This is a genomic window from Mesorhizobium sp. M7A.F.Ca.CA.002.04.1.1, assembly GCF_004022805.1.
GTDB classification, from domain to species: Bacteria; Pseudomonadota; Alphaproteobacteria; order Rhizobiales; family Rhizobiaceae; genus Mesorhizobium; species Mesorhizobium ciceri.
On record NZ_RZPL01000136.1, the window covers coordinates 1 to 10,012 of the forward strand.

Annotated in this window: 8 protein-coding genes, 1 pseudogene and 1 riboswitch; of the genes and pseudogenes, 5 read left to right on the forward strand and 4 right to left on the reverse strand. The window is 59.1% G+C overall.

What is annotated here, in order from left to right:
* From ENZ75_RS09920 to ENZ75_RS09935, 4 genes and pseudogenes are all read right to left on the reverse strand, one after another.
* A pseudogene (locus tag ENZ75_RS09920) lies at positions 1-242 on the reverse strand (IS5/IS1182 family transposase); the annotation flags it as partial.
* A gap of 400 nt (positions 243-642) precedes the next feature.
* Positions 643-1,698: a hypothetical protein gene (locus ENZ75_RS09925; RefSeq protein ID WP_063169411.1), complete on the reverse strand. Its 1,056-nt coding sequence runs from the start codon at positions 1,696-1,698 to the stop codon at positions 643-645.
* On the reverse strand, positions 1,695-3,761 hold the full coding sequence (locus ENZ75_RS09930) for a hypothetical protein (protein ID WP_063169412.1): 2,067 nt from the start codon (positions 3,759-3,761) through the stop codon (positions 1,695-1,697). The genes ENZ75_RS09925 and ENZ75_RS09930 overlap by 4 nt, the downstream gene beginning before the upstream one ends.
* A 2-nt stretch (positions 3,762-3,763) precedes the next feature.
* A complete protein-coding gene (locus ENZ75_RS09935; RefSeq protein ID WP_063169413.1) occupies positions 3,764-5,101 on the reverse strand; it encodes a metallophosphoesterase in 1,338 nt (445 codons plus the stop codon).
* A gap of 491 nt (positions 5,102-5,592) precedes the next feature.
* Between ENZ75_RS09935 and ENZ75_RS09940 the strand changes: the two genes are divergently transcribed.
* The 5 genes from ENZ75_RS09940 to ENZ75_RS09965 all read left to right on the forward strand — a co-directional run.
* The gene (locus ENZ75_RS09940; protein ID WP_082826710.1) at positions 5,593-5,856 is read left to right on the forward strand and encodes a hypothetical protein; all 264 of its coding nucleotides are present in this window, start codon (positions 5,593-5,595) and stop codon (positions 5,854-5,856) included.
* Between the two features lie 317 nt (positions 5,857-6,173).
* A riboswitch (TPP riboswitch) is annotated at positions 6,174-6,290 on the forward strand.
* Positions 6,291-6,393: 103 nt separating this feature from the next.
* Positions 6,394-8,229 carry a phosphomethylpyrimidine synthase ThiC gene (gene thiC, locus ENZ75_RS09950; RefSeq protein ID WP_063169414.1) on the forward strand — a complete coding sequence of 612 codons (1,836 nt, stop codon included), beginning with the start codon at positions 6,394-6,396 and terminating at the stop codon, positions 8,227-8,229.
* The gene (gene thiO / locus ENZ75_RS09955) at positions 8,226-9,227 is read left to right on the forward strand and encodes a glycine oxidase ThiO (protein WP_063169415.1); all 1,002 of its coding nucleotides are present in this window, start codon (positions 8,226-8,228) and stop codon (positions 9,225-9,227) included. The genes thiC and thiO overlap by 4 nt, the downstream gene beginning before the upstream one ends.
* Positions 9,196-9,393, forward strand: coding sequence for a sulfur carrier protein ThiS (gene thiS, locus ENZ75_RS09960; RefSeq protein WP_024504260.1), 198 nt, complete (start codon positions 9,196-9,198; stop codon positions 9,391-9,393). Before thiO ends, thiS begins: the two co-directional genes overlap by 32 nt.
* A gap of 1 nt (position 9,394) precedes the next feature.
* Positions 9,395-10,012 (forward strand): thiazole synthase (locus tag ENZ75_RS09965; protein ID WP_164887772.1); only part of this gene is annotated, 618 nt, incomplete at its 3' end.

Here is a 10,012-nt window from a genome sequence, read left to right on the forward strand (position 1 = left end):
AGCACCTCATCCGACAGGTTGAAGGTGTGCTTGAGGATCGCCAGCCCCGCCATCAGCCGGGTCGGCAGCGGCGGCATGCCGGGGCCGTCCGAATAGACGGCGCCGAAACGCTCCTCCAGCACCGGCCAGTCGATCGCCTGCGCCAGCCGCACCAGCTCGTGCTTCATGTTGATGATTTGGTCGAGCCGGGAGCGGAACAGGTCCTGCTCTCCCGTCTCGCGCTTCTCGCGTGGCCTGGACATTCGCTGTCCCCTCGATTCGCCGCCGCCGAACCGAGTGAATCACGCTCCGCGCCACAAGGGAATCGCAAAACCGAATTGCAGGAAAACAGCGTCCAAATACCGCTAATCCTGCAATTCCAAAGCCGCTATCCGCCTCAATCAACAGGCCAGATCAATGGCTTGCGGATAGTTCACGGCCGACTCACTATTTCTATGCTGAACAGTCTCGCCTGAGTATATGTTTTAGCTAGTCGCTAATTAGACGGAATTCTGCCAGTCTGCATTCCCCCCTGATCTGATGTAGAGCAGCTTCCAAGTGGGAATTAGCCCCCCATCGACCGGATCGGGCGACACGAACATGCGCTGAAGGCTTGGCGGAACGGCTACTGGGACCATGATGCTACTCGAATGCAAGATAGTGTCAGAACGTCCCGGGAAGGCTGCAGGCAGGGGATGTCAGGTCAATCAGCCTATAGATATGATACCGCCCATTCGCTGAGACTTCACGATGGGCATAGGAGGTGGGAATTCTTGCCTTGAGATGGACGCGGCTGTCGGAGCAGGCGAGCACGGCAGCAGCGATGGCCTGAACCTTCGGGCCGCTGACAAAAACGTTCACCACCGCACGCGAGCCGAACCCGTCGAGATACGTCTCGAAAGCATCGAGGTGGGCCATCAGCCCGAAAGCCTGGATGTCGCGAACTTCGCCATCTTCGAGCCGGTGGGTTTCACGTACCTTGGCCACCTGTTGATCGAGCAAAGCATCGATATGCGCATTCTTGTCGCTTCTTGGGACGAGGAGCGAGATCCGTTCCGGACTGACGATATCGATCAATCCGTAGAATACGTCGGCATCTCCTCCGATCCCCACGAGCAGGACTTTCTCTTCGCCCATTCCTCCGCTGCCTTGAAGATGAGGGACGGTGACGTATCGGTCCAAGCCGCTGGAAAAATCCTCTTTGCCGATCGCGTTCCCGTAGATACCTTCGGCGTACCCGAATTCGAGAGACTGAATCGACATTTTCTTGAATGCCACCGCAATCAGCCATTGGATGTAGATTCGCGGCATCGTCGAGCACTCGACGAAAACCTTCCGCAGGCTTCCTTCGTATGAGCCACATGAAGCGGCCATCTGAGTGAGCAGGTGATCGAGGAGATTGATGTTCTTCTGATACTCGATGGAAGGCTCGAGGGTGATCACAGTCACTTCGACGCCCCATCGGGTACCCATAGCGATGAGCTTTCGCCGGTTTTCTTCGACGGCTGGGACGTTCGCTTCCTTCAGAGCAAAGTCCAGAACCACGATCTTGCCGACCTTCAGGTCAAGATGGTTTTCGAACGCGGCGAAACGCGTTTCCCATCCAAGCGCGACGATCGCGATATCTGCCTCCATCGTTTCGCAGGTACCTGCATCTCTCGCCTTCTCGGTGACGGCCAGATGGCCGAAGACTCGATACTCGACAGTTGAAGCGGTCATTCGAGATCGCTCTCGAAAAGCGAGTGCTGGAATTCGGTCTTGAGTGCGGGCCGCGCGACGAGCTCCTTAAACACCGAGTCGGCCCAGTCTTCTGGGAGCCGATGCCTGGTAAAAAGCAGGTCGACCATCCGCGCCGCAGGGATTGTGTTGATTTCGTACGGGCCGCGATAGGAGAACCCGAAGTAAGGTGCAAATCGCCGATGCAATCTGATCATCATCTCCTTCGATGCGGGGTCGGCGCGGTCCACCTCAAAGTTGCCGGCGGCGGAGACCTCCCGGATAAACCCATCCCTTTCCGCCCGACGCAGGACCTCGTCCAGTTTTCCGCTGGGTTGCTCCAGTCGGTTCACCAGCGAGCGCATTTCCTTTAGATCAACCCTGAAAATGCCTCTCTCTGTCGTTCCTAGAGCATTTTCTTCGGCAAACTCTGTCTGGAGGCGAGCGGTCAGGTAACCCAACGCCCGCACCATGCGCACGCTCTCTTCTTCGTACGGATGTGAAAGCGCCTGAAGTCCATCAAGCTTCCGTTGAGAGGCGGCGTTCACAGCCTGTCTCTGCTGTTCGAGATGAATCTGTAAATCCGAGTTGATGAATTCCACCAGTTTTCGTGGATCACTGGAACTCGGAACACTGCGGCGGAAGATCTCTCCCATTATATCAAGGAAATCGCGTATACAGACGTCGCTCAATGATGTGATGATCTGGTGCCCTACGTACGGGTAGTCATGCAGACGCAGCATCTGGCACGCTTTCAGAAAAGCCCATCCCTGTTTCCGGGCGATCGACCTCTTCAGATTTGAAGCATCCGCCTTGCTCATGGGCCGGCGCTTAATTTCCGGGTTCATGAGCGCGAGCGCCAGCCCTTCGGCATAAGGGCGCGCTTTTCGATCAAGAAGGAATTGCTGCTGATCCGCCGTCCTCAAATTCACGGAGAGGAATTCACGTGCTGCATCAGCAAGTGCCACAAGCTCTTCTCTGCCCTCGGAATGACCCGATATGATAACCCGCTCGATGATGTCATTGACGGAAAGCCGCCCCAGCCGGTTTTTGAGCGAAAACGCGCTGAGCGCATCGTTGCGCTCGAGATCACTCCGCAGATGGTCAGGAAGCGCATAGTACAGCCGAAGCGACGACACGTTCTCGCACAGCGTGGCGAACTCCCTCGGATCGACTGAATCAAGATTCTCGACGTCCCGGTCAGCATTCGAGAGCGACTGGCCGGGTATGATCGTCCGGATCGTGTCGTAGAGGCCGCCGATGTAGGCGAGGACCCATTTCACGTTGCCGCGCGTCTTTCTCACCAAGGTGTTCAGGAACTGCTGTTGGAGCGGTGTCAGTGCTTCACAGTCGTCAATCAGTATCTTGAAGAAGGGCGCCCTGTCACCGGCGAAAGATGGGCCATTTAAAAGTGGAGTGATCGCGGTCGCGACCTTGTTAATGATCGCGCCAGGGTCTGTTGCTCTGAAGCCGGTCGCTCCGGCATCGGCGGCAAAGAAGAACGCGTTGAAGCATTCGTCGACGTACCGGGTTATCCCACCCCGCAGCTCATCGATGCTGAAGAAGTCGAGACGGGCAGGTTGGGGTATGAAGTGCAGCACTTCGCGATGCAGTGCCAGGGCGACGTCCCTATCTTCGGAGGCCCGGTATTTCAAGTGGCCGTCGCGTCTGAGCTGGCCGATGCTCTCGAGCAGGCGTTCGACTATCTTCAGCTCCAGATAGTGAGAGAAGATTACGAATTGCCGCGGGATCACGGCGGCCGTGTCGAAGCGTATCCGCTCCGGAATGAGGTTCAGAACGGCGTTGTCGATTAGGGGCGAGAATGTCTCATTGAGCTGGAAGAAGACGCCATACCAAGCGAGCTTGCCGACTTGGTCCGAGAGACTTTTGTCTTCAAGAATATGGACTGTGGAAAGCGAGCGAAGAATGCTGGTCTTGCCGCTGCCTCTCGTCCCTGCGACGAAGACCGGCTTGGCGGCGGCAGAAATCAACGCCGACTTCTGACTGAACCACAGTATCGGGCGGCTTTCGTACTCGATCCTGTTGGGGCCGAACGGATTCTCCATCGCTATTCGTCCCTTACCTTAATGCGCCAAGCCGAGTTTGCCTTGGTGAGGCCGTCTATCTCGATGAAGCGCGCCGCTTGGAGCATCAGAAGAGAGTCTTCCAGATCTAGCCCGAGCTCGGCGGAGGCAGCAATCTCAGTGATCTCGTCCCAGAAGAGTAACCCATTCCCGCGCCTGGTGGCATGGTCGCGCAGTCGGCGCAGCAGGTCAAACGTGTCGTTGTTCAGAAAGGCCTTGCCGTTGGACATGGTCGAAATAAAGCAATGTTCGCCTTCCATGACCGTCCCGTCGGCGACATTGGTGCGGTAGGGTATAAGTCGGATGCCGACGAGCTCTCCCTGATCGGTCGTGAAGAAGACGAGCTCATTGAAACCTGACTGTATCTCTGGTGCTGAGATGCAGATCAATTTGCCGTCCGGAAACCTTGGATCGTTGACGATCTCGACCGGATCAGCATGTATGTGTCCATGCAGGTAGACGATAGGCTTGTTGCCCTGCAGCAGCTGAGTTCTGACAAATCCGCTGTTGAGCATCTCCGCGTATGGCGTAATGCGCGGAGTCTTTTGTGGCAGCAGATTGTGATGGCCGATTATGATGCCGTAACGCATGTCGGGCTGCTGGAGCAATTCCTGTAGGCCTGCAAGCATCTCACGCGAGATGTATGGCGTGTCCATCTGACCGTAATACTCGTCGTCGGACGCCTCCTTGTCTGGATCGCTGGGAGGTGTCGCGGGCGAATGTCCCGAGATGTCCGGCGAGCCGAGATCTAGAGGCTCTGTAGAAGGACTGAGTGCCTCGAGACGATCACGAAGGAACGCGGGAAGGTTTTGAAGCTCCCAACTGCCTATCGCTGTGTTGACGAGGATGAAGTTTGCGCCTGCGGATCCTGTCGGAAGTCTGAAGTGCACGGGTTGGTCCACGGGAACGGTCTGCCAACCCAAGCGGGCGGCTAAACTCGCCATTTCGCTGAATTTCTCAGTCGGTCCAAGTTCGCGCGCGTCATCACGGTTCACATCGTGATTTCCCGGTACGAATATCAACGGAAGCGCCTTTGAACTGCGTCCCTGTGCGCGGCAGAGCAACGTGAAATGCTGGAATGCCGAAGCAATGAAGGTCTTGTCGCCACGGCTCGTGAAATCCCCCATGAAGGCGATCGAATCCAAGGGCTTCGAAGTCGTCAGCCGCCGAAGTTTCGTCAAGACGGCACGCAGCGAAGACGCGCGTAGCTTCTGCGTTATTTTCGGAGCGAACTTGCTATCCTTGGCATCGATGTTGCTAGAGGAAGGATGCCAGTCCGGATAGTGAATATCGCCTACTTGAAGGATTCGCACCCGCCGCATAACTCGCCCCCCTGCCGAGAGCCATAGACTAATCCGTTCGCTTTTGCCAAGCGCGAACGATCATCCGCAGTGTCCTTAACGAGGTAGCCTGCACTTTTCGAGAATTGCCACGGCGGCTATTTTTCGGCTGTGAAGCACACGAGACCCGTGACGTGAGACCCAGTTGCTCAATGCCCAGTTGCTCAATGAGCTTTCTTACGAATAAGGGAGAATTTCCGCGGCCGGACTATCTCTGAGCGAGCGTGCATGACTGCCAACGGAAGGTCTTGCACGCACCCTTGCGATCTTGAGCAATGGTCGCCATGACTTTCTTCTTGCAGGCTTTTGAGTGGCCCAGCCTGCGATCACCAGACCCCACCGATTCTAAAGAGCGTGGCAGATGGGATAGTCGAGGTTGCCCGTGCACAGTCACGCTCAGGGCTTGCGCCGCCCAGAGGACACGCTGAAAAGGCAGATTGGGGCGCAAGCACGCCATTCACGAGAGGTTCGACATGAAGACCATGCAAGAAAAAGACATTCCGGCATTCGTACAAGCAGTTGTGGACGCCGGCTGCAAAATTTGCGCGATTGGCAACTTGGGATACGTCTTTGGCGATGCTGATTTCACGCCAGCGCAACGGAGGGCCGTCGAGCCACAGCTGCGTAGGATTGCTGAAATCTACGGCGAACGCGATCATCTCATGAACGAGATAGCTGTATATCTGCGGTCGATCGGACGCCATGTCGAGGTTGAGCCGAAGACAGGTATTTCCTGATGGCCGTGATCGCGAGAAGCCGTCTTCCAACCTCTGAATCCTAAAGGAGGTGACCCCCAAGGCCGTTCGTCACCTTCGACCAGAATAACCACATCCGTGACCGCCTGAGCTACTTGGTCGATACGCGCACATGGCCAATACAGTTTCTCCATCCTTCACGAAGCGAATGAGGCTTTGGCCATTCAGCCCCGGTCTACGGGGCGTGACTTGTCCCCGATGCATGCGCGAGCTCTCCGCCCGGCTGGCCGCCGGTCGTCGCCACCGGCCGAAGGCGCCCGAATGCGCTTGACAAGATAGCGTCAGCCCGTTCAACCTAAGGCATTCACCAGGGGAGTCCCGGCAAGGGGCTGAGATACTGCTGGCTTTCGCGGCGCAGTGACCCGTTGAACCTGATCCAGTTCATACTGGCGTAGGGACGGTGCAAGCGCTTTGCGGGAGTTTACGCCCGAGGTCCTGTTGCAGCAGGTCTACAGAAGCGTCTTTTCATCCTTCCGGCACAGAACTGGGTCTCCAATGCATGAGCAAAGGAGCCTCACGATGAATGCCCTCACCCCCGCCGTATCGACGGGACCACTGCCCGCCTCGCGGAAAATCCACAAGCCCGGCGTCCTCTACCCGCAGATCAGGGTGCCGATGCGCGAGATTTCCGTCCATCCGACGGCCGGCGAACCGCCCGTCACCGTCTACGATCCGTCCGGCCCCTACACCGATCCATCAGTCGAAACCAGCATCGAAAAAGGCCTTGCCCGGCTTCGCCACGAATGGGTCACGGCGCGTGGCGATGTCGAAGCCTATGACGGCCGCCACGTCCGGCCGGAAGACAATGGATTCGCCACCGGCGAGCGCCTGACACCGGAATTTCCGATACGCAATCGGCCGCTCAAGGCCAAGCAGGGCAAGGCGGTGACCCAACTTGCCTATGCGCGCGCCGGCATCATCACGCCAGAAATGGAGTTCGTAGCCATCCGCGAGAATCTCGGCCGCGAGGTGATGCGCGGCAAGCTGCAACGCGACGGCGAAGCCTTCGGCGCGGCGATCCCAGATTTCGTCACACCCGAATTCGTGCGCGACGAGGTGGCGCGCGGGCGCGCAATCATTCCCGCCAACATCAATCATCCCGAGAGCGAGCCGATGATCATCGGTCGCAATTTTCTGGTCAAGATCAACGCCAACATCGGTAACTCGGCTGTCACATCGTCGATGGCCGAAGAGGTCGAAAAAATGGTCTGGGCTATCCGCTGGGGCGCGGACACGGTGATGGACCTGTCGACCGGCCGCAACATCCACAACATCCGCGACTGGATCGTGCGCAATGCGCCGGTGCCGATCGGTACGGTGCCGCTCTATCAGGCGCTGGAAAAGGTCAACGGCATCGCCGAGGATCTGAACTGGGAGGTCTACCGCGACACGCTGATCGAGCAGGCCGAGCAAGGCGTCGACTATTTCACCATCCACGCCGGCGTGCGGCTGCACTACATCCCGCTGACCGTCGACCGGGTCACGGGCATCGTCTCGCGCGGCGGCTCGATCATGGCCAAATGGTGCCTGCACCATCACCGGGAGAGCTTCCTCTACGAGCATTTCGAGGAGATCTGCGACATCGCCAGAGCCTATGACGTCTCCTTCTCGCTCGGCGACGGCCTTCGTCCCGGTTCAATCGCCGATGCGAACGACGCGGCGCAATTCGCCGAACTGGAAACACTTGGAGAACTCACCAAGATTGCCTGGGCAAAGGACTGCCAGGTGATGATCGAAGGCCCGGGCCATGTCCCCATGCACAAGATCAAGCAGAACATGGACAAGCAGCTCGCAGTGTGCGGTGAGGCGCCGTTCTACACGTTGGGGCCGCTGACGACCGACATCGCGCCGGGCTATGACCACATCACCTCAGGGATAGGTGCCGCCATGATAGGCTGGTTCGGCACCGCAATGCTTTGCTACGTCACGCCGAAAGAGCATCTCGGCCTTCCCGACCGCAACGACGTCAAGATTGGCGTGATCACCTACAAGATAGCCGCCCATGCAGCCGATCTGGCGAAGGGCCATCCGGCAGCGAAAACCAGGGATGATGCCCTTTCGCGCGCGCGCTTCGAGTTCCGCTGGGAGGACCAGTTCAACCTGTCGCTCGACCCCGAAACCGCACGGTCCTTCCACGACCAGACCTTGCCCAAGGAGGCGCACAAGCTGGCACATTTTTGTTCGATGTGCGGGCCGAAATTCTGCTCCATGCGCATTTCCCACGACATCCGTGCCGAGGCCCAGAAGGAAGGCATGGCGGCAATGGCGGCAAAATACCGGGAGGGCGGCGATCTCTACATGCAGGCGGACGAGACTGGCGTACCGGTCGTGCCAGAGGCTCCCAAACCATCATGAGGGTGCTCGTCAAAGGGGCCGGCGTTGCCGGCCTCACCGTCGCTTTCGAACTCGCCGCCCGCGGCGCGACGGTCACCGTCGCCGAGATGCGGCATGGCCTTGGTGGCAACGCGTCGTGGTTCGCCGGCGGCATGCTGGCGCCATGGTGCGAGCGCGAAAGCGCGGAGCAGCCGGTGCTGGATCTCGGACGCGATGCTGCCGACTGGTGGGATGCGGTGCTGTCGGGTCAGGTGACACGGGCCGGGACATTGGTCGTGGCCGCGCCGCGTGATGCCGGTGAGCTTGACCGGTTCGCCAGTCGCACGTCAGGGCATCGGCGCGTCGATGAAAACGAAATTGCGCTCCTGGAACCCGACCTCGCCGGCCGCTTCCGGCGTGGATTGCTCTTCCCCGACGAGGCTCACCTCGACCCACGCCCGGCGATGGCGGCACTTCATGACAAGCTTGCGACCATGGGTGTCAAATTCCACTTCGGCTGCGACGCCCGGCCTGTTTCGGGATTCGCCCGTCAGATAGACTGCATGGGAATGGCAGCGGCCGATGACAGGCTGCGCGGTGTTCGCGGCGAAATGCTGATCCTTCGCACGCCTGATGTCTCGCTGTCGCGGCCGGTCCGTTTGCTTCATCCACGCTTTCCGCTTTATGCCGTGCCGCGCACCGATCACCGTTTCATGATCGGAGCGACGATGATTGAAAGCCAGAGCGCCGGACCGGTGACGGCGCGTTCCATGATGGAGCTGCTGGGCGCCGCCCATGCCCTCCATCCGGCCTTTGGTGAGGCCGAGATCGTTGAAACCGGTGTGGGTGTCCGTCCGGCATTTCCCGACAATTTGCCACGCGTCGAAACAGACGGTGAGATCATCGCGATCAACGGTCTTTATCGTCACGGTTTTCTCCTCGCCCCCGCCATGGCGCGCCAGGCTGCCGACCTGGTTTTCAGTCAAGACAGAACCAAGGAGCATGCTCATGAAACTGATGGTCAACGGCGAGGCGCGTGAGATTGCCGCCACCACGCTGGCCGAGTTGCTTGCCGCGCTCGACTATGAGGGCGATTGGCTCGCCACCGCCGTCAACAGCGACCTCGTGCACAAAGCCAACCGCGCGGAGTTCCAGTTGAGCGACGGCGACCGGATCGAAATCCTCTCGCCCATGCAGGGCGGCTAGCATGTTGGAGCTTTATGGAACCGAGCTTTCGTCGCGCCTGCTTCTCGGCACGGCTCAGTATCCTTCGCCGGCCATCCTTGCCGATGCAGTCAAGGCATCGGGCACGTCGGTGGTGACCGTCTCGTTGCGGCGTGAGATGGCGGGCGGTAGGGCCGGCGAACAATTCTGGTCGTTGATCCGCTCGCTGGGCGCCAGAACCCTGCCCAATACCGCCGGCTGCCTCTCCGTCAAGGAAGCCGTCACCACCGCGAAAATGGCGCGCGAGGTCTTCGGCACCAACTGGATCAAGCTCGAAGTGATCGGCAATCACGACACGCTACAGCCGGATGTGTTCGGTCTGGTTGAAGCCGCCCGCATCCTGTGCGAGGACGGCTTTGCGGTATTCCCCTATACCACCGACGATCTCGTTGTCGCCGAGCGGCTGCTGGAAGCGGGCTGCAAGGTCCTGATGCCGTGGTGCGCACCGATCGGTTCCGCCTTGGGACCGGTCAACATGACGGCGCTGCGCTCGATGCGCGGATATTTCCCTGGCGTCCCGCTGATTGTGGATGCGGGGCTCGGACGGCCGTCGCACGCGGCCACCGTCATGGAACTCGGCTTTGACGCCGTGCTCCTGAAC

Coding starts and splice junctions, on each gene's coding strand:
- ENZ75_RS09925 (WP_063169411.1), bottom strand. CDS start 1,698: ATGACCGCTTCAACTGTCGAGTATCGAGTCTTCGGCCATCTGGCCGTC.
- ENZ75_RS09930 (WP_063169412.1), bottom strand. CDS start 3,761: ATGGAGAATCCGTTCGGCCCCAACAGGATCGAGTACGAAAGCCGCCCG.
- ENZ75_RS09935 (WP_063169413.1), bottom strand. CDS start 5,101: ATGCGGCGGGTGCGAATCCTTCAAGTAGGCGATATTCACTATCCGGAC.
- ENZ75_RS09940 (WP_082826710.1), top strand. CDS start 5,593: ATGAAGACCATGCAAGAAAAAGACATTCCGGCATTCGTACAAGCAGTT.
- thiC (WP_063169414.1), top strand. CDS start 6,394: ATGAATGCCCTCACCCCCGCCGTATCGACGGGACCACTGCCCGCCTCG.
- thiO (WP_063169415.1), top strand. CDS start 8,226: ATGAGGGTGCTCGTCAAAGGGGCCGGCGTTGCCGGCCTCACCGTCGCT.
- thiS (WP_024504260.1), top strand. CDS start 9,196: ATGAAACTGATGGTCAACGGCGAGGCGCGTGAGATTGCCGCCACCACG.